Source organism: Pseudomonadota bacterium (assembly GCA_026388255.1).
Taxonomy (GTDB): Bacteria; Desulfobacterota; Syntrophorhabdia; order Syntrophorhabdales; family Syntrophorhabdaceae; genus JAPLKB01.
Window position 1 is genome coordinate 8,297 of sequence record JAPLKC010000102.1, and the last position, 21,028, is coordinate 29,324.

16 protein-coding genes are annotated in these 21,028 nt (G+C 47.3%); all 16 read right to left on the reverse strand.

The window, feature by feature from the left end; all coding sequences use genetic code 11:
• Positions 1 to 5 precede the first annotated feature (5 nt).
• Positions 6 to 2,264, reverse strand: a complete 2,259-nt coding sequence (gene pglZ / locus NT178_15615; protein MCX5813954.1) for a BREX-4 system phosphatase PglZ — start codon at positions 2,262 to 2,264, stop codon at positions 6 to 8.
• Entirely contained in the window at positions 2,248 to 6,402 is a 4,155-nt protein-coding gene (locus NT178_15620; protein ID MCX5813955.1) for a hypothetical protein, read from the reverse strand. Before NT178_15620 ends, pglZ begins: the two co-directional genes overlap by 17 nt.
• Positions 6,392 to 8,734, reverse strand: coding sequence for a phosphoadenosine phosphosulfate reductase family protein (locus tag NT178_15625; protein MCX5813956.1), 2,343 nt, complete (start codon positions 8,732 to 8,734; stop codon positions 6,392 to 6,394). The genes NT178_15620 and NT178_15625 overlap by 11 nt, the downstream gene beginning before the upstream one ends.
• Before the next feature lie 2 nt (positions 8,735 to 8,736).
• Positions 8,737 to 9,486: a hypothetical protein gene (locus NT178_15630; GenBank protein ID MCX5813957.1), complete on the reverse strand. Its 750-nt coding sequence runs from the start codon at positions 9,484 to 9,486 to the stop codon at positions 8,737 to 8,739.
• Positions 9,487 to 9,504: 18 nt separating this feature from the next.
• Positions 9,505 to 10,932 (reverse strand): hypothetical protein, encoded by a 1,428-nt coding sequence (locus NT178_15635; GenBank protein ID MCX5813958.1) that lies wholly within the window; start codon positions 10,930 to 10,932, stop codon positions 9,505 to 9,507.
• Positions 10,929 to 11,138: a helix-turn-helix domain-containing protein gene (locus NT178_15640; protein ID MCX5813959.1), complete on the reverse strand. Its 210-nt coding sequence runs from the start codon at positions 11,136 to 11,138 to the stop codon at positions 10,929 to 10,931. Before NT178_15640 ends, NT178_15635 begins: the two co-directional genes overlap by 4 nt.
• A gap of 164 nt (positions 11,139 to 11,302) precedes the next feature.
• Entirely contained in the window at positions 11,303 to 11,692 is a 390-nt protein-coding gene (locus tag NT178_15645) for a hypothetical protein (GenBank protein ID MCX5813960.1), read from the reverse strand.
• A gap of 333 nt (positions 11,693 to 12,025) precedes the next feature.
• The gene (locus tag NT178_15650) at positions 12,026 to 13,195 is read right to left on the reverse strand and encodes a hypothetical protein (GenBank protein MCX5813961.1); all 1,170 of its coding nucleotides are present in this window, start codon (positions 13,193 to 13,195) and stop codon (positions 12,026 to 12,028) included.
• A 126-nt stretch (positions 13,196 to 13,321) separates the two neighbouring features.
• A complete protein-coding gene (locus NT178_15655; protein MCX5813962.1) occupies positions 13,322 to 14,017 on the reverse strand; it encodes an HD domain-containing protein in 696 nt (231 codons plus the stop codon).
• Positions 14,014 to 15,591 carry a hypothetical protein gene (locus tag NT178_15660; GenBank protein ID MCX5813963.1) on the reverse strand — a complete coding sequence of 526 codons (1,578 nt, stop codon included), beginning with the start codon at positions 15,589 to 15,591 and terminating at the stop codon, positions 14,014 to 14,016. The genes NT178_15655 and NT178_15660 overlap by 4 nt, the downstream gene beginning before the upstream one ends.
• Before the next feature lie 281 nt (positions 15,592 to 15,872).
• Positions 15,873 to 16,055 carry a helix-turn-helix domain-containing protein gene (locus NT178_15665; protein MCX5813964.1) on the reverse strand — a complete coding sequence of 61 codons (183 nt, stop codon included), beginning with the start codon at positions 16,053 to 16,055 and terminating at the stop codon, positions 15,873 to 15,875.
• A gap of 96 nt (positions 16,056 to 16,151) precedes the next feature.
• Positions 16,152 to 16,379: a type II toxin-antitoxin system MqsA family antitoxin gene (locus tag NT178_15670; GenBank protein ID MCX5813965.1), complete on the reverse strand. Its 228-nt coding sequence runs from the start codon at positions 16,377 to 16,379 to the stop codon at positions 16,152 to 16,154.
• A complete protein-coding gene (locus NT178_15675) occupies positions 16,376 to 16,663 on the reverse strand; it encodes a DUF4258 domain-containing protein (protein MCX5813966.1) in 288 nt (95 codons plus the stop codon). The genes NT178_15670 and NT178_15675 overlap by 4 nt, the downstream gene beginning before the upstream one ends.
• Positions 16,664 to 17,178: 515 nt before the next feature.
• Positions 17,179 to 19,389 carry a vitamin B12-dependent ribonucleotide reductase gene (locus NT178_15680; GenBank protein ID MCX5813967.1) on the reverse strand — a complete coding sequence of 737 codons (2,211 nt, stop codon included), beginning with the start codon at positions 19,387 to 19,389 and terminating at the stop codon, positions 17,179 to 17,181.
• Positions 19,390 to 19,555: 166 nt separating this feature from the next.
• Positions 19,556 to 19,972, reverse strand: a complete 417-nt coding sequence (locus NT178_15685; GenBank protein ID MCX5813968.1) for a (deoxy)nucleoside triphosphate pyrophosphohydrolase — start codon at positions 19,970 to 19,972, stop codon at positions 19,556 to 19,558.
• Between the two features lie 271 nt (positions 19,973 to 20,243).
• Complete coding sequence (locus NT178_15690) at positions 20,244 to 20,633, reverse strand: hypothetical protein (protein ID MCX5813969.1); 390 nt, start codon at positions 20,631 to 20,633, stop codon at positions 20,244 to 20,246.
• Positions 20,634 to 21,028 lie beyond the last annotated feature (395 nt).

Here is a 21,028-nt window from a genome sequence, read left to right on the forward strand (position 1 = left end):
ACCTCCTAAAACAAGCCATCAAAAGCGTCATTGACTTTGCCGCTCTTGCCTTGCGCCTTAATCATAATCTTGCCAATCAGGTTGTCGCCCGCGTAAACGTCCGCCGAATAGTCGCCTGCCCGTTTTGTGTCAGGCAACTTCACGGAGTAGTGGTTCACATCTATCTGCGAAGCCGAGTAGGGCTTCCCATTAAGGACAACAGAAACATTCTGCATCGGCGAGTTAAAGAACAGCTTAATCTCCGTGCCGGTTCGAAAGTCTACGGTCACGCTCTCGTCGACCAGTTTAACCGTTACGCTTCCATCCTTCAGAGACAGTTCAATGACGGGAACGACTACTTCTTCCAACGACGCCCCGCCGTGAACCTCGACGTTCGCTGCGCGGCTGCCCTTGAAGCGTCCGTAATCGGCAAGTATGAGGTATCCGTTCTCCTCTGCGGCGAACGGGAGGTCATAGGGCTGAAACATCTCACAGCAACGCCCCGAATGCTCGCCTGTCGTATCGGTATCGTATTTTTCCTCCTTGCGTCGCAGGACAGCGAGCCGCGATGTGCCGTGGTCGCTTACAATCAGGAAGAGTTTGCAATGCCTTAGCGCAAGTTCCGTAGCCGCCTTGTCTATCATCGCCGTGATGATGTCCAGTTCTTTTGCAAGATGGATGGGCAATTCATTATTAGTAAAGTTGTAACCGCCCGTGTCTTTGTGCTTGGTATCATCAAAGTTATCGTTCTTCTCTTTGCGACCTTGCCACCCATCAAAAAAGTCTCGGTTGATGACCGTTATAGTCGGAAGTTCCGCACGGGCAATGTTGACCCGAACCGACAAACCGCGCTTTTGTGCTAAGGCTTCGATAAAGCCCAGAAATTCGACACCGAGGGCATCAAGCCAGTACAGGAAGGTGTCGCTCTTATCCACGTTGTCCATAATTTCGTTCCGCGTCGGCAGCCTGTTGAACTTCCGCGAGAAAGCAAGTTCATCAACCTTTTCCAAGAATTCAGGTTCAAGCTCATTAGACAGCTTTTGCCGTTTATACGCCTCGAAATACTCTGTCAGCAAGTCAGCCAGTCCAGGGCATTTGAATACATATTTTTTCAGGTAAGCCGCCAACGCTGGATAAAGACCATCAAGATGCGGAACCATACCGTTTTTCGAGAGCCAAGCGATGATCTCTTCACGCTCCACCCTTGTGCTATCCGTCAGCTTATAAATGCTTTCAGACACCACTTTTCGATTATTCACCACGAAGTCAGCGATATCCGGCTCAGGGAACTTCTCGACTAGAACCTTACGCTCCTGATAGAACGAGGGAAACCGCTTATCCGTGTGCGGGATATCGATTATCGCGTTCAGGACATGCCCGGCAAAGTCCTCAAAACGGCTAGTCTTGTCCAGTACGAACCGAAGATATCCGTCCTGCAATGTGTCTGCTTTGCTCTTCAGGCAGATGAAATAGAGCCAGTTGCGGTAGTCACTCCCGGCAATACGGGCGTAAAAATCCGACTCCAGATTATTGCCAAGATCGTGTTTTTCGAAGACCTCGTCAAGAGCCCCGTTGCTCTGGTTGAGTTCTGTCAGCAACTCTGCCCAGCGAGCGTCGCTCCCGCAGGAATGCGCCAAGACAAAGCCCCTTATTAAGAACTTAATGCCCTCGTAGGCGCTGCTGATTCGATGTACCGTGAATAACGCCTTATCGAGATCGACAGCCGTGTTCACGACAATACTACCACGCCGCCCATTTTCGAGTTCCGCAAGCATCGCTTTGAAGCCCGATAAAGCCGACAATCCGACAGACGGGGCGGCAAGGGTAAACGACAAGTCGCATTCAGCCTTGTCGACGACGCTGAACCGACGGTTGTCAAAGCGAGGGTCGGTCTGCAGCCCGGCAATCAGCGAGGCAAGCCCTCGCAGAAGCAACACGACTTTTGCACCGCCGACATTATGGTCTTTCAGCCGCGAAAGGGTGCGTATTGCCTCATCGCTTCCGCGAAGCGCAAGAAACTCGCCAAGCCCAGTTACAACGAACTTTTTGCTATTTCCATTCTCACCTGCAGCCTTGATATAGGTGAAGAGTCCATCGATGTCAGGCATTCTGTCGTCGTTGTTGCAGAAACCGCTCATCGTGACGAAATCAAGCCCCAAGACCGACAACTCATCCATTGCGGTCGCATACTGCCTGTCGCTGATGAACAGGAAATATGGTGTTTTGACGGAGGATGTCAGGTATTTCTTTACCGAGTCAATTTGCATTCTATTTCCCGTCTCCATTCACTAGTATTTCAATTCCGACTGTCATGTTGTCCTTGACGAGCCGTTTGAGGTACTGCTTCAACTGGGCGTCGTCCATCTCGTCGATTTTCAGGAGAACCTTGTCGCTACCTCCAGCGTTGTACTCCGCTTCGGCGAGTTGCTTCACCTTGCCCTTGACGCTTGGATTGTCCCGCCAATCGTAAGTGTCTACGGAAAGGCGGTCGAGCGTGTCCCTGACCTTATCCAAGTCAGGAAGCAACGCGCTGTATTCGCCGACAATATCCTGCTTGAATGCCGCATTCCGCTTCTCTTCATCCGCAAAGATGCCGAACAGCGAGGTGGATTCAAGGAACGCAAGAGCGGATTTGATTTCAGAATCCGTTCCCCAGTTTCGGTTGAGGGTTTCAAATGCTTTCTTAGCTTTTTCGTATTCAGCCGCGGATGCACAGCACAAGATAGGCATCCTGTAACGACTCGACCACTCACGCGGGTTTTTAGTTCCCGTCTTGTCTTTCCACAAGCGGAAGAGTTGCGATTTCAACTGGTTCTTGCGGAACTCCTCGGCAGCATCTTTTACCTTGACGTTGCAGTCAGTTTTCGGTAACTCAAACAAGCCTGTTTGAAGTTTGCTCTTCACATCGGCGATGTCGTTATCGCTCAGGTCTTCAAGGTACGGCTCATAGACCTCGGCAAAAGCATATTTGTCGTTGTTCAGCAATTCCCTGATTTCCCCGCCGTGCGCCGCCAACTCCGCATGGAACACTTTCAACTGTTCGGGCAGTATATCCTCTTGCTTACAGATTTTCAGGAGCGTATCGAGGACTTTTGCCAAGGCGGGATACTTTGCCCGCAGAGCCTCGCATGAGATGCCGATGAACTTCAGTCGTTCGCGCCACTCCTTGTACGCGTCGGTCAGGGAATGCGCGGCAGCATTCAGAATTGTATTGCTTTCTTTGACCACGCTGTACTCGGTCTGCAGCTTGCGTATTTCGTCCTCGCCTGTCTGCTTATCCCAAAGACACGAGTGTTTCACTCCGAACAAGCGGCAAATGTCGGCAAGGACATTATTCTCAGCACCAATTGCGGTGGCAAGTTCCATAACTTTGCCACTCTCAAAGGAGCGGAGATATTCGCGCATACCTTTCTGGCAGTTCTCACTTGTGAGCAGGGCAAGCAAGCTGTCGGCGAGCGATGGCTTGGCGAACGCAATCTTTCCTATTTCCACCGCTTTCTTATGAGCCTCGTTGCCTTCCTTTTGAACAAGTTCAATGTACTTCTGAACCACATCAAAGATGCCTACTGTGTCCACTTCTTTAAGGCACCATACCGGCAAGTTCAGACCACGCATTTTCGTAGACACGGCTATGGCAGCCTGTCCTGCGGAAGAACACGAATTTGCGGGTATCCTCCACGCCTTTTCGGTAAGTTCATAAAACGCCATTTCGTCGGCTGTCATCTTCACGATATAGGTCGGCTTCGGAGACTTGCCGATGTAGTTTCCGAGCATCTCCGCAAGTTTGTCCTGCGTCATCTGCTCGTGACCGCCGGTTGAGTCGCTGTAGCGGAACGGCTCACCGCCGTACTCTTTCAACAGAAAACCGGCAATAAACGACGAGAGGTTGCACGGTGCAAAGCCATAGGTTTCCTCAAGGAAGTCGTAGATTTCGCCGATTGAAATCTGCCCGTCGCGGGCAAATGCGACCTCGATGCGCTTGTTTAACTCGACTTTAATTTTCGAGATAGGCAAAGCCGCTGTCGTAGGGTTTTCCCAATATCTATCAATCTTCCAAGCGGTCGGAAGAACGTGCTTCTCGACGCCGACAACAACACCGCTCGTGGCCTGCGATATGCCGGACTTTGCCGATTGCTTCATCGCAGGAGTTATCTTAAGTTGGCTCTCTGTAAGGCTCTTGGCAAAATCGAACACATACGGGAATTTGGTCGTTACTATGGTCTGGAGGACGCTTGCTACGCCTTGCCCGTTGCCGAGTTTCTCGCCCTCTTGATTTGCGTAAGTGTATACGACAAACTGACCGTTATAGATACGGTTTTTCCAGTCTTGGTCTAAGACACGCTTTGCTTTATCCGCACTTTCCCGAGACGACGTGTTGTTGCTACCTTGGTAGTACATCGCCATAGCGGAGAAGTCCACGTACTGCTCAAACGCCTCCGAGCCCAGCGGTGTAGAGAGTGCGTCGATGAATACGATGTTCTCATACTGCTTATCCGCAACCGCAGCCTTGAGGGTCTTGCGGAAGATTGCCGCTTCCGCATCGTCCTTGGCAAAGGCGATGACGGCGTGGAAATTCCACCCCGCGTGGGCTATGTCACGCAGGATATTGATTGTGCGTGTGAAGTCAGCGGTGGTTACAGGGGTTATTTTGCCAGTACCCGGCTCAGGCTCAAACCTCAGACGTAGGGCAGGCGAAAGCGACAAAACAGTAGATAGTCCACCCTCTGGCACCAGTTTCCAGGTTGTACTGTTTTGTCGAATATCTTTCTTGTGGTTGTCGATCTTGGCTTGGTCTCCTGCAAGCACGGCAGCCGCATAGGCATACCGCCCACCGCTTATCGGGTTTGAAACGAGGATGCCTTTTTCCTTAAGCCCTTTCGCAAGGTTGGCAGACTTCGTTCCCTCTAAGTCTGGGATGCCCTCAAAGACATAGCTGAGGTTCTGTTCGGTAGCTTTGAACAGGTCGATCGTGCCACCCAACCGCTGATCAATCGCCTGCATAATGAGAATGGCTTTCAGGACAGCTTTCTCATCCTCACGCAAATTCTGCTGCTGCGGGAAGGTGTCCAGTATCAGGCGAATGTCTGATGTGAGGTTATCCCTGCCTTTCTCGTAGAAAAAGTTCCACAGCATATCCACCGTGAGAAGCGGGTGGTCGTCAAAGGGACCCTTATTCTCAATGAACCATTGGAATGCCTTTGCATCGTCCGCGTTAGAGGATTTGATGAAGTCGAACATACTCCGCTGGTTGGACTTGAACGCAGAGGCTATGTTTTTGAGGAGCAGAGCCGCCATCGGGTGAAGCGGCATGATTTCCTTCATCACCTGTGGGTTGTCAATCTTCGCAAGCGCCATCACCTTGGAGCGGGAATTCTTGACTCGGTCGTTCAGGTCGTCGGCAAGAATGTCCCACTGCGGCTTGGCGGCAGACTTCACGTTGAAAGCGTGACCGATGAGGTCGAACGCGATGTTATCTGGCAGAGCAATCTGCACAGGAATAAATCGGTCGCGCACCTTTGTCCAAGTCGTGTCGGCGGTCGTGAACAACTGTCCCGATTCGTGCGTGACGACGATGAAGTAGAACGGCTTTAGGTTCACCAACTCTGCGAGTTTCTGGAACTCCGAAAGGCTCTCCCGGTTGTTCTTGAAGTAATCGGAGAACTCGTCCCAAATAAAGACAACCTTAACATTGTTGCGGTCGATAATGTCCATCAGCCAAGCGATGAGCCTGTTAGTGTCAATATTCAGCGCGGTGATGCCCTCTTTGTCGGCAAGACGGAAGATGTTATCCATCAGCGTCTTGACCTCACCGCCCTTACGGAGGGCGTTCAGCACCTCATCAGCGGAGGACTGGCTGAACAGAGCCGACCACTCCGGCTTTTTCAAGAGCGCGTCAAAGAACAGCTTGTGCGACGGCTCGTCAATCCAAACGATGACGCTTTCTTTCAGGGTGTTCTCGCCTGTGTAAAGGTTTGCCGCTACCAGTGAAGCCTTTAGTGTTTCTTGAACAGCAAGGAAGAGGTCGCGGGGCGAGTCAATCATACCCGAAGCGTATCGGTAGGCGGTCATGATGCCCTTTTGCTTATGACCGATTAGCTTTTCGAGCAGGTCAGTTTTCTTTTTCAGCGGCTCGTATCTGTCCCAATAGGCGCGGAGCTCTTCTTCCGGCACTTCGAGAATCTTTTTCAGGGCATAGGCGCACTGCGACTTGCCCGTGCCGTACGCGCCCTCAATCCAGATGGAACGCTTCTCCTGCCGCGCCAATACCCGCTCCATGTTGTTCAGCATTTCGATGAACGTGTAGTGCGGGTATGTGCGAGTCCAGAAATCCGGGCTAGCGGCGGCGATGGCAGAGTCGTTGACCTGAGGGAAATACTCCTCGTCAATGTCAAAGTATTCGCGGTATTTGTTGTTATTGGCCATTTGCTGCATCCCCCTTAAACAAGCTGAGTACCTCTTGTGACGATTTGTCCTCTGCCAGTGTTATCTTTTCGAGGTCGTGGGTGAACGACGCCATAATGAATTCAGGGTACTTTGCCGACAGTCCTAACAAGAGCGGCGTCATATCCTCACGGTCAAGCCCGAAGATGCGGGTGGGGCTGATGCCGTCTCGATCGATGCTGTCATTCAGGAGCGTGGCAAGCGTGAACTCCTTATAGTCGTTGCATTTTTCCGCAAACTTGAACAGGCCGTACAGCACCACGCGCGGGTCGCTCACCGAGCATTTCGTGCGCACGAGGTCGCCCTGGTCTGTGACGAAGCCCCAGTGCAGGCTTGCGCCGAGTGGTGTCTCGACCAGACGCTTGTAAGCATTGAGAATGCTTGAAATGTTGTCCTTGCTTTGTCCGTCGGCGGATAGCGTATCTTCAATCTCGCTCCGTCTATATGAACGCCCCACATCCAGCGCTTGTGTATACCACTCGATTTGTGGATTGTTGGCGACAAGGTTCGTCAGCATAAGCCCCAAAAACGCTTCGGTATTCCAGCCCATAGACGAACCTAACTCAGCAAACGCCGTCACCTCCTCTTTAAGTATAAGTTCGGCATCTTTAAGAAAGCGTTTAAACTTCGTCTTTTGGACGGGGCCTAACGAGTTCTCCGTAAGGAATCCTTGCTTTTGTTCGAAGAAGTCACTAAACCATTCGATTTTCGGCGCGTGGTTGCTGAAGCAGTTAATCGTTTTCATTTTTTGCTCTTCTCCTTTCGGGATTTTCAGTGAGTCGTATGCCCAACAACCCGCATTCATTGAATGGCATTCGAAGCAGTGTCGGCAGTTCTCTATTTTCAAACTGTCATCAAAGCTAAGACATCCGAATTTGCATATAGCCTGACACGTCTTACATTCTAGGCAATAAGCCGCTTTCCGAAATGCATATCGGAACAGCTTCCCGAAGAGTGGATTGTCTTTTGCATTCTTTTCATCTAACCTGACCACATAACCCTTCGTGCCTGGTTTACAGGAAAAGCTATGGGCTTGACCTCCGAAAACAATGATGTAATCATCGCCGTCGCCAGATAGGTCTCCAAGCGTTTTTATCCATTCTTTCCAGTCCGTCTTTGGGAATGAAACTTCAATAATAATTTCGGCATTCTTGACAGACTCTGAATAAATCGGTTTGTTATCCGTTAGGAATCTCCCGTTCTTTCTGGCATTCCAGCCGCCATTAGCAACATAGTTCTCGGCGGTTATGATAGCCCTTGAGTTACTACTGCGAATGAGTGACAAGTACACTTCTGTTTCTTGCGGGTAATTCGCTTGTTCGGTAAAACTCGCCTTGCCGCCGCCCATCGGGCAACAGAGACAACCGACCCTTGCGCTACCTTTTTTGTACGCCTCGTTTAGCGTTATGTCATTTGCATAGATATAAAGCCATATTTCTGCAGATGTCCATTCGAGGATTGAGTTGTGGCTGTACTGCCCCTTTTGCTTTTTGCCATAGTTTTCATACTCGTACTCGGCACGTGTCGCGCTTTCATGAGCCCGAACGCCAACGAACGCCAAACCCGTATAGTCGTCTTTTCCCGTAATCTCCCGCAACTTCAACGTCTGCGGAGTGCTTTTATGCACCGAGCAGCACCAACGGAGCACACGCGATGGGGGGCCGAATAACTTCCACGACTCTTTCGGGTTGAGGTGCGACTTGGCAATGCAGAACGGTATATCATCCTCGGCACATTGTTGTTTGGTCTTTTCGATTACCTCGTAGGTGTCCAGGAACTCCATGCGCGTATCGCCGAATACCACCACGAAGCTGCCTTTGGGCAGGGCTTTCTTAACGAGGTCGAGCAGGACACAACTGTCCTTGCCGCCCGAAAATGCCACGTGGAAGCAGTCGAGCCTGTCCTTGTACTTGGTGTAGACTGCAAGTATTTTCTTGACCGTGGTCTGCTCGATGATTTCAAGCATCGCATGATTTGCTTCAACCATAGCCCCTATGTCAACGGGGCGAAGCGATATGCCTTTAGGTTCCGGCATTATCGGTTTGCCGTCCTCGCCGTTCGGAATGATAATCTCCGGAGGGGTGTAGACGCTGCCGCCTTTCAGTTTTGCGACGAGCGTCCCGCGATAGTAGTAATGGTTTGCTTCCGCCCACATATAGGGACAGTCGGTCTGCTTGTCGTACTTCCAATACTTATCAAAGCCCAGCACGTCCAATTCGGCCGCGTATACCGGGCGGGGTTCTTTGGAGAACCAGGTCGGCGAGGAATTAAGAAGTAACCCGCCCGTTTTCTTGTCGTACGTATACGAGTACATCTTCAATTCCTTCTTTTTCGTATGGCCTTCGCCTTATTTATGATTTCATTAACTTTTGCGGTTGTGCTTCTGCCCGTGTAGCCGCTCTCATACAGGAACTTGCCCACGGCGGTGGCTTTTAAGGAAACGTCGGCATTCGCCACGGCATCGGTGATAATCTCCGTGTAGTCCATGCTACAGCTTTTGCGAATGACCGCTCCGGCGTTCCGCGAGTTAACCGATGGGGCATCAAACCGAAACACCCTACTAAAGCGACGGCAGTAGCTCTCAAGCAAAAACAGATTCCACGTCTGACCGCAGTGAGGGAACACCCCGAATGTGGTGAAAAATTTAAGCGGAAGATAATCTCCCTTAACAAACAGCCCGATTGCTTCATCAATTATGTCGGCGTTGAAGCGAACATATTTGTCCGCCACATATGTGTTTCTATCAATACGAACCAGAACTGTGTTGCCCGCTTCCATCGGAATCCAACGGTGAACTTCACCCGTCAGTTCTTTCTCGTAGGTCAGCAGGTCGTCAAGCGAGCATTTATCGATGGTTCGGCAGTATTCCTTCATTATGGTCAACGCATCAAAGACATCTCCCTTCCGCGCGACGATTTTGCCTTTTTTATTGAAGTTGTCCGACAGACAGATGCGGTAAACCGCATCATGAGTCGCCGTGATGGAAAGTTTGTAGTTGCGTTCCTCGATTTCACCGAAGGGTAAGTCTGTAATCGAGGCATAGCCGCGAGCGTTGCATTCTCGCACCGCGGCTTCGCGGATTACTTACCGCTCTTCGTCGGTGATTTCAATTCGGCTGACGTGTGAGAAGGTCTCCACCGTGCTCCAAATAAAGTCGCCGTTTTGACCGAGGGCGTACTTAATCCTTTCAAGGGGTACGTAACGCAACCGCTCGGCAAGTTGGCCGTAGATCAGCAGAACATCGTCACCCCACACGCGTAGGATTTCGCCCTCCAGAGCGGCAAAGACAGAAGCGCCCGTGTAGCCGAAATAGGTCTGTGTGAACGACAGCTTCGGAAACAGCCTACGGAGTAGGTCGATGAGCATATCCTCGGAGACCACGCTTGCTTCGAACAGCCAGTTCTCGTTCTTGGTATAGAACTCGGAAAAGAATATGACTTGTGCGCCGTCGGAGAAGTAATCATCTACCAATTCTTTGATTCGCTCTTTAGTCTCTGCCGATACAGCATATACCTTGCCTTCATACGTAGTTCCGCAAGCCGAAATGTACCTTTTCAGTTCCTCATGAGACAGGACGATTTCCTCGCCAAAATCCTCTGCGGCAAAAGACCTAAAACGCGCAAACTCAATAGAGGAGTTCAGCCTGTATCCATTAGCGAAATGCGCCGAAAGAACATCAGTCAGCTTTTCAATTACCTCAGGGTCAAGCGCAGGATTAGGAGGCGAGGCGGGGACAGCATTAGGGGGGAGTGCACAAAGTTCTGCGCGAGTGAAGTCAAAGCGCTGTGCCAAATTGGTGATCCCTTTCGATCCTGTATAGACGGGCTGTGCTTCTTCTGGTTTTTCAGACTTTGGCCTATTTACAGGTTCTAAAGATTTATACCACCAAGCATCTCTGTAATCGCTGCTACGCCCACCGCCAGCCTTGAAAGTAAAAGAAAAGCCAGAGTCACGGAGTTTCAGCATTGTGGGCGAGAGTTCTCTACCGCCAATTACCCATAATGCGCCGCCTGAATCTCGCTTGTCTACATGCTTCAAATTGTGACTTTCAATCAACTGAACAACATCCGGCTTTTCCACGTTGAGTACATCTGATAAATGTTGCAGATATCTCATGTAGCAGCCCATACCAGCAGAGAACATACCAGAAGTGTTGCTGTTCACTTGCTTATAGTTTGGCGCAGCTCTGCAAATGTCCCAATAGGCATTCAGTTCATCAGGTGTAAGGCAGGAGAAAACGCTCGTAACATCAAATACGACATGAATTTGCAGTTTCGCGGGTGCGGCACGGAGCACCCCCATATACTGTCGCACCACATTTTCCAAATATAAAGTGCCGTTGGCGTTCGGCTGCGTAACCAGCCAAGCAATTACATCTTCAGGGTCAATGGCGCTATTTGAAATATGTTCAAATTCAATAGCCGATTCCACTCTTTCCAATTTGGCCTTAGGGTGAATGGAAGCCTTCAGGCCGCCGCCCAGTAACGAGATGAGCTCCTCGATGATCCTCATTCGTCCAAACCCTTCTTGTTGCGGTCTGCCGCGCCGCCAGCCTTCACCCACTCGTCGACCCCGTCTTTCTTGAACTTCCAAAGACGGCCCATGCGATGCGCGGGCATTCCATGCTTGTCGATCCACTTGTATACGGTGTCATTACTGACCCCAAGGTATTTGCAGATCTCGGTTATTGATAACCAGCGGTCTTCCATCTCGTTCATTCTCAAAACCCCACCTGCGTTTTGATTTGCGGCTACGTCCGCCAAAGGCGAAACTAGAGAGAGTCGACGAATCCCTCCCAAGTTAAAGAAACTGTCTAAATATACAATGGCTTTTCGTGCTAAGTCAAACGATCTTTGCCGATTTCATCCGAATCTATTCGAGTTCATTCGACAATAGGACATAGACCAGCTTGAGTTGATTGACCGACAAGAGGCATGGCCAAGACTTTTGCGCCGTTATCAACTGCCGTTACGACTATTTTCATTTTGTGGTCTTTGCAAAAACTAAGAAGATCCCTCTCGTAAGTACAATTCTCAGCCATTATCTTAAGGATATCAGCCGATTGCATATCAGCAGATCGAATAGTAACTCCGAACGCATACATATAATTGTAAGCTTTTAGGAAACCTTTATTCTTATAATCGTCTTCGAAACTATAGCACGTGGAAAAGTAACCGCCATTGTCTGCCACATCTTTCTGCCGCTTCGATATGACATTCCATTTTCCAACACGCTTTCCAACAAACATAGATGCTAATGGAGCCCAGTGCATCGATGCCCCCTTTATCTTTCAATTCTCCTCCTATTTTGCTAGTTTGCCAAGCTAATTTTCCATCAATATCCACTCATCATAGTGCATGGAACAGCAGAATCATTCAGGAAGACAGCTTTGTTCTGCATGGACAGAAAACATGCCGTTAAGGGCTTGCACGTTTCATGTGGTATCCAATAGGCTCTCTCAATCGTTGATGGTACAGCTTTGTATTTGCAAGCGGCATACTTCCCTTTTGATCAAAACCGTTGATAAGGAAATAGTTGTTACCCACAGAATTTTCAGTAGAAAAAATAACAGGTTCTTCCCGGCCTCTTAATATTGCTTCAGCATTCACCTCGGATATATCATCTCTATGGCCTTGAGGTATCCCGATTTCCTTGATTCTATTTCGGCTATGTCAAACCTTCCATCCATATTTATCGGTGTGAAATAATCCTTGAGCTTCCTTCCGTAAATGAACTTAATTTCAAACCTCTGAGCGTACCTGTTCTGCTGAAGAGAGGGGTGTGTGTGACCCGCTTTCATCAAGGCGTTAGCCACAAGCCTGATGGCGTTTTCAGTCTCCAACTCGTACACAAAAGTCAGGTCAAGTGCCTTCTTGTCGTTGCAGAGGTTTTTTGCCAGTTCATATAAGTAGTCCGGCCTTGCATAGATAATTCCCCTGAATGAAAATGCCTTATGTTTATTTTTTCTATTCTTATCGGTGTTGATATCCGGTTCGAGCATTTTCAGGAATTCATCCACATCGAACCAGGCTTTGAAGGGCTTTATTTCATACCCAATTGAGAACGTAATGAGTTCCATCTCCCGTGCTCTTCTTTCGGCAGTCTTAAGAAGATTTATAAATCGATAATCGGTTTGTATATGGTGATCTCTAACCGCTTCAACGGCTTCCTTCCTCCATAAGACATTATCTATTCCTACAAACAGTTCATCCAACTTATTAGCTGATATCATCGTATGCTCGGATGTGTTATAGAGTCTGCTTTCTCTCAGTTCAGGTATCTTGCCGAGATCGTGGGCAAGGCTTACTACAATAGTTTTGGGTATAAGGTTTTCATAATTCCTGTATTCTTCTTTCACGAGGGCAAGCATATTTCTTGTCACCGAGTAGGTGTGATCTTTAAGCGATATTGTAGCCAGATTATCCCTTACAGATATGAGGTCCAATGATTCGTCATCCCTGTTGCTCATTGCCACTGACGGGGCGGAACCATGTTTCTCTATAAGATTTATCAGAGACTGTACCACCGGTAATACACCCTGCATTTTTATAATATGTATGTAGGGACCGATACAGTCGTTCAGGAAGGACTTCAATGGTTCAGGGATGATCTCAACTATGTTCATGGAGTCAACAGCACCGGGTTTAGCTAACTTTCTGAGTATACAAAAAGCAGTGCGCCCAATTATGTCAGGCAAGATTGATAATCGAACCTGTATCCGTGGTGAAGAAATGGCGTTTAACATGTTTTTCAAATAAACCTTCATCTTATCCATTTTTAACCTCCTATGTTGTTGGTTCTACCTGATGGTAGGATTGATAAAAAACTCGAAAAATATGTGCGGGAGAATGACTGAGTATGTAATATATATAGACAGGCACAAACTCGCACAAATTTGTGCCTAATAAAGAACAAGCTCCTGCCCCCTTGCCAGGTGGTCTGCGCGACGGAGTATCCTGTCATGAGTATCATTGCTGTCCCGATGGTGGTTAATAATTGCCTGCGTGACAGCCATTATCCATGGGGTATCATGACCTGCGAAACAACTCCTGACGACTCTGGCCCCGATGATCGGGTGGTCTGCCGTGGCATAGTTGTCTAAACTTCCGAAGGCAGGGATCTTCCCCACATCATGACCCAAGGCTGTAATTATATGCATGGGTATCAAATCAAGATAACTTCCGGGATATTCCTTCTTGTGTAATGCAATTATAATCCTCGCAACGCGGCAACTGTGGTCCTTAAGGGAGACCCTTGCAAGGACATGCCATTGAGAAGCTGTGCCGTTTGAGGCCAGTCCATATGTTCGTACCGATGGGCAATCACCATGCTTTTCAAGTATGTTGAGCAGATTAAGGGTGCCTTCCAGAGAATTGAAAAGCAGAAACTCCTTTTTGTATGGGTGAACAAACTCTGCATAGAGATCATGGATTGCGCTATCAATGGGCTGTGCTGTTAGGATATAGGGAGACTCCTTGATGAGGGGGGTAGTAAGTCTGTCCTCCGATAGAGTTTCATTGGTATCCTGAGAGAGAATGTTCTCCTGTTGAGTTCTTTTCCTGAATAAATTTCGTATGATTTGCAATGTCTGTTTCATCCTTCCTTCTTTGACCTATAATTTCTCGACGCGGTGACGCGTTCTATCCAACGCATATCGCCTTTTTTCTTCTTTTCGAGTTCACAGGGCATTCCGAAATAATCAATCTTAAGAGGTAAAAGATGCACCCTTTCATTTGGCCGCTTTTTGGTTGAATACATAATCTCGTAATATCTTCCAAAGGATCCGTAGGGAAGATCGCCTGCTATATAGCCTCCTTGTTTAAAAAATTGAGCTATCTTTATAAGGACTGACCGCCGGTCTGATGAACGAAAGAGTGCAATATCGAAAACATGCCTTTCATCTGCAAGTTTTTTGACTGCGTCAAAGAGGAAATTAGGTGTTACAAAGAGGGTGCTTCCAAGCGTGAAAGCTCCCAATTTTCCATCATGGTATTCATTGATGCCTTGTCGGATGATTTCTTTATACCAGGTGAGGTCAAACCATGCTTCCATATTCAGGTAACTACGGGTGCCCTTAAGGATTGCCATCTCCTGCTCCCTTGCCATCCCATCGGCCTGTTTAAGAATCTCACCGAAATTGCTTTGCGGTGATTCGTGATGCAAAAGAATATCATCATATAGAAAGTCCCAATCCATTCCCTTGGGTTCCATGAGAACCCTTAATATGGATGAGCTTGATTTAGGATGGTCGATCTTTGCGAATCTCCCTTGGGCTCCGTAAATCTTGGAAATATCGAAGGCCAGGGCCATTATAATCATTACAACTTCTGTCGTTGCGCTGTGGAGAACCGGTTGTTGTTCTACCAGTTTGAGCCCCAGATCAAGGACACGAAAGCTGTGCGAGATGAGGTCTACCTGCTGGAATGTGTCCTTAATAGGCATGTAATCCGAGACCTCACGGTCATACTTATTATTGTCCAACAAAGACGGGCACTTGCCGTACAACACAAGAGCATTGAATAAGGCATACACCACATCATAGAGGTCCATCTTTATCAGTTCGCCCCTTAAAGCGGCAATATATCTATTCCAATATTCGACAGATTCAGGATATAGGGATGCTGATACAGCTATCATTTTGTCCACATGGGATGGTTCTATCCTGTCCCGGGAGAGTTTGAACCTATCAGGATCAGCATAACGTGCTGTTCTTTCAATGGGTTTACGGATTGGCTGGACTATTTTAATGTCCGGATGGTCCTTACAGGTTTTCTCGAATACAAGTCCTCCTCTTTTCTCTCTCATTCTGACCCTATTTTTCACTTTCCGGGCAAGGGATTTAAGAAAGTACGACTTTGCAGCAGGAATCTTGAAGTTCTTTCTACACTCGGAGACTACACAGGAAGGGGTAAGTGCCGGTTTCCCCTCGAATCTGGTTTCCATCCATTCCTCTATTTTATTTTTATAGCCACCGTAGCCGCTTCTTGAGGTTTTCGGATCGATACCCTTGGAAACATATAGATAAAAAAAGCACTCGGCAACAATCTTCTCCAGAAATTCTTCATTATCTTTTGCGCTTTCGATAATATCTTTGGCAAGAGACAACTTATCTTCATCAGATTTTTGGAGGAAAATCGGCAACATTGTTTGGTTATCGGTATCGCTTTTCACTGGGCTAACTATGAAATTCTGGAAAGATTGTTGAATCGTTTTTCAAAATGCAGAAACTATCGATATTCTTTAGTGGCCGAAGGGTTTGCAACTTGGATCCAATTGATTAAGAGAAGATGAGTATTTGAAATGTTAAATTCAACGTTGGTGAGGAATACTAATTTTGCATGGAGGTTGCAGATGGTTCCATATCATCCAGTCCTGTCAACAGCCTGAATGATTGCTCCTGAGACTAAATGCCCATACTATAACTGATATGTGCAACAAAATCCGTCAATCATTTACTGTACGGGTTCATAGAAGCATCGCTTCGGTGATATCACTTTTCCTTCCTTCTTTAAGCTATCAATAATTTTGGAAACCTCATCTTTGTCCATTTCAGCTTTTTTGGCAATGTCTCCGGGTCTCATAGGTTTTCCTTCTTTTTTCATTGCATCCAGAACAATCTTTTCTTTTGTATCCATATTCATCACCCCCCTTGATCTGATCACCCTTCCTTTAATCAGGAACAGTCTTATAGCAACCGTTTTATGGGTGGCAGTTATGCCTCGACATTGTTTTTATGCGGCAACGTATTGGCGTATATCCACCTGTGTACCAACTTTTACCATTTGCTCTGCAGATTTAAGCAGATCACCTGTTACATTTTCATCTACATAATCTTCACCACAATTCGGGCATACTTGAGCAGGTACTTGTTTAATAACGTAGGTAAGACCATCCCTTTCCAGGGTGACCGTTGTTGTGCCAGGTTCTGTTTCAGCGTGTTTGCAAATGACACATTTCATGGGATTCTCCTTTTAAAATTAGGGCTCCATTTATCTCGCTCAGGTTCATAAACAGTAATAACAATCGTTTCATTGTCAGCGATATTATCTGCTGCAACAATATGTATCGGTCTATTTGCCATCCACCCTAAGATGAGGCAGCTTGGATATGGTGTGTCGTCCGGGTACATTTCTATGATTTCTCCAGTTTCCAGAACAGAACGAACATCCTTTTCATTAATGCGACGTTGAAACATTCGTTTAATCGCATGAGTTCGAAATATAATCTTACCAACTTCCGGCAAAAGATGAAACTCCTTATATCATAGACAGTTATATTGCATCACCTTACTTTTGTAGTATATGGCTAATAAACGTTTCTGTCAAATAAATTGACTTTACGAAAGCAACACATGACATTCGACGCTGTTAAAACGCTGAATAAAAGGCGTTCCAGTATGTTGGGACATTGGACTGAGGAATTACAAATTCCCAATATTGCCTTTTTGCTTATTTTCTAATACAATTACTGGTTGCGTATAGGTTGCATTTTGCTGTCATTTAATGTCATATTTTGTCGCAATTTGCTGCTTAATGTTGGCTAATATATTGATTTAATTAACCATTTAACAATTCTCATAACCCGAAGGTCACTGGTTCAAATCCGGTCCCCGCAACCAAACAAATACAGGGTCTTGGGATTTTCCCCAAGACCCTTTTTTTATTGTCCGTTTCTACCACTTTTTTACCTTTGAAGAGAACATGGCATATAAACCACCTCCCCGCAGCATAGCTGCGAGGTAGTTCATTATTTAATTAATCAAATACATTCGCTGAATCCACATGAATGACATACGGAACAGCCCCCTTCATGTTCAACCTTGCCGCCGCATTCGGGGCAAGCCCCCTTAAAGAGAGACCTCTTTTCCATGTGCTCTTCATGCCCCGCTGAAGACATATGATTCCGTATCGCTTTGGCGACAGCATCGGCGCAGGAGAGAATCTTGTTTGCGCCGAAGCCGGAATGGGAATGACAGGAGATATCCATGAGTTGTTTGACGACCTGTTCCGGCTGAATCCCGGTCCTCCAGGCAAGAGAGACCATCCTGCCTATGGCCTCGCTTTGAGAAGCGGCACAGCCGCCGGCTTTGCCCATGGTTGTAAACAGCTCGAAGAGTCCGTCTTCGTCCTCATTGATGGTAATATACAGAGGCCCGCAACCTGTCTGCATTCGGTATGTCCAGCCTTTGAGAGACAGAGGACGGTCCCGGACAATTTTTGTTTCACTTTCCTCTGTATTCTGGGGTGTTTTCCCGGTAGAAAGAACCTGATTTTCCCTTGAACCGTCACGGTATATTGTAACGCCCTTGCAATCCAGTTTATAAGCAAGTTCGTATACTTCTCTGACTTCCTCAAGCGTAGCTGTTTTAGGAAAATTCACAGTTTTGCTTACCGCGTTATCTGTATGCTTCTGGAATGCTGCCTGCATCCGGATATGGGCTTCCGGTGTTATGTCATGGGCTGTAACGAATATATTGCGAATATCAAGAGGGATTTCTTCGATGTTTTGAATCGTTCCATACTCGGCAATTTTTTCCATAAGGGCCTTAGAATAAATGCCGCGTTTTCTGGCCATTAGTTCAAACAGGGGGTGGACTTCGACAAGGATATTGTTATCCAGTACCTGTCGTACAAATGAGACCGCGAAAATCGGTTCGATCCCGGATGAGGAGCCTGCAATGATGGAGATTGTTCCTGTGGGGGCAATGGTAGTGACGGTGGAATTTCTGATAAAAGGTTTTCCGTTCTGGGAAAAGAGCGAGCCTTCAAAATTCGGAAAGGCGCCCCTCTCCTTGGCTAAACCCATCGATGCGTCATGTCCTTCGGTATTGATAAATTCCATAACCTTTTCGCCTAATTCGACTGCCTGCAGGGAGTTATATGGAATTCCCAGCGCAATGAGCATATCGGCCCACCCCATGACACCCATACCTATCTTGCGGTTGGCATAGGTCATTTTGGAAATCTGAGGCAAGGGATATTGATTAAGTTCAATTACATTGTCCAGAAAATGTACGGCCAGATGCACAACTTCTTTTAAACGCTGCCAGTCAATCTGGCCATCATTCACCATCAATCCGAGATTGATTGAACCCAGATTGCATGACTCATAAGGGAGCAGCGGTTGTTCACCGCAGGGGTTTGTCGATTCGATGATGCCGATGTGGGGTGTAGGATTGTCACGGTTCAGTCTATCGAGAAAAACGATACCCGGTTCTCCATTCTCCCAGGCATGTTTGACAATCAGGTTAAAAACATCACCGGCTTTCAATATTTCGACAGTTTCCTTGCTCCGGGGATTGATCAGGGGATATGTTCCATCATATTCCAATGCTTCCATGAAGGTCTCGGTCAAACCTACCGAGATGTTAAAGTTGTTCAGTTGTTTCTGATCGGATTTACATTGGATGAATTCCAGAATATCCGGATGATCTACCCGCATGAGACCCATATTGGCTCCCCGCCTTGTTCCTCCCTGTTTGACCGTTTCTGTGGCAATGTCGAAAACCTTCATGAATGATATGGGCCCGCTGGAAATACCCGTCGTTGATTGTACAACATCATTTTTGGGACGAAGATTGGAAAAAGAAAAACCTGTCCCCCCTCCTGACTTGTGTATAAGCGCGGTGTGCTTAACTGAGTCAAATATTTCCTCCATGGAATCGCCGACGGGCAGCACAAAACAGGCGGATAGCTGGCCCAATTCGCGGCTCGCGTTCATGAGCGTGGGGGAATTGGGCAGAAATTCCAGATTGGCCATAAAAGCATAGAACCGGTGTGAAAGGGCTTCGGTGTCAGAATCTTTATTGAACTTTTTATCAGCTCCGGCAATCGCATCGGCAACACGATGGAACATGTCGGCAGCGGTTTCGATCACACGGCTTCGATGGTCTTTTTTCAAATAACGACGTTCCAGGACTGTTATCGCGTTTTTTGATAACCGGGGAACGATTGATTGATAAACGTCCATAATACTGCCTCCTTGTATATGGTTATGTTAGATGTTAAAGCATACATTTTTTATGAAATTAACACAACATGTAGTATGATATTCCATCATAACCACAATATATAGGACTCGTCAAGAGGAAATTTACTGAAGTTTCCTTACTTTTCTATTGGGCATGGTCGGAACACTATTTTGCTCCCTGCCGCGACTTCAGATATTGTTTGATCAATGGGACATCCGCCTCGGCCCAATCCTGTGACAGGAGCTCCTCCGGGGGCAGCCACACTACATCAGCGTGTTCATGCAGCGTAATCCCGCCTGAAAGGATGGTGCAGACAAAGGGATAAAGTGTCACCATGAAGGACGAATATTGGTAAGTCATCGGATCGAGGGGGTGGCCTATGGCAATATAAATGCCCATTTCTTCAATCAACTCCCGTTTCAGGCAAGCCTCAGGATTCTCTTCTGCCTCGATTTTGCCGCCGGGAAACTCCCATTTCAGGGCCATCCTCATGCCTTCTTTCCGCTGGGCGGCAAGGACGGTGCCGTTACGTTCAATAATGGCACATGCTACATGTATATGTCCAATACCCCTTCTTTCCATTCTAAAAACTCATTCTCTTCTCAGTTTAGCCTTTCGGCACGGCAAAGTGAATAATAATCAATATCCGGAAGATGATCCGAGAATAAAAGCCCTATCAGCGCGCTAATATTGTTTACACCAGTTCGCCTTCAAACATATTTAGTTTTGTTGTTGACTCATCTTCCCCATCAATATATCTCGACTGCAGACGGACATTTTGCAACTGTGTCGCGGCATACGCCTACAGCTCATCTTCACGCTTCTTTCCATCTCAAAATCCGGATTGGAATAGCTACGGATTTACAGCAACCCAGGCTCTATGAGAAGGAACCCATTTACCGTCTACCCATTGACCGGGTACTGTAACCCACTTGCCGGGAGGGTTCTCACCTGTATATTGTCCCGTAAGTCCGGGATCAGGATAGGCATAGGCAGGCTGGGCAACAGGATTCACATACGCAACAGGCTGTGGATAGACATATACAGGAGGGGGAATATACCATGGATTTACAAAACCTACATAAACCCCTGGACGATACCATCCATGGTGTCTGTAGGGGCCCCACCCGCCATAATATCCGGCCCCGACTCCAACTCTGCCTCTCCAGGCAAAGCTCTCAATCGGCAGGATACATGAAAGTCCTAACGCAAGAACCAAGACCACTAACATCCTTTTTTTCATCTTCATCACCTTTCTTTGCCCCTATGACAGGGTGCTTTACTTATTATAATGATAACGGATCGGCTCATGTTCAAATTTTATCTAAAAAACATCTTTAAACTCTCTATCATACATAAACAGAAAGCAATAAACATACCAACCAATAATGAATTGTAACATGCTGTTTTAGTTACATGTTTTAACGTAGGACGACTATAATTTAAGGAAAATAATGTCGAAAAGAACATAAATACTCGACAAAATTGTTGTTACATGATCTATTACCCCGTAAAGGTATTGCAGAGACAAATTGCAGCAACAGCAAAAAGAGGAGAGGAGCGAAGCTCAGCTCCCAGTTAGCGGCACGCCTTCGGTGGCCGCTAACATAAGTATCGGTCCCAGCAGAAGCCGGAATA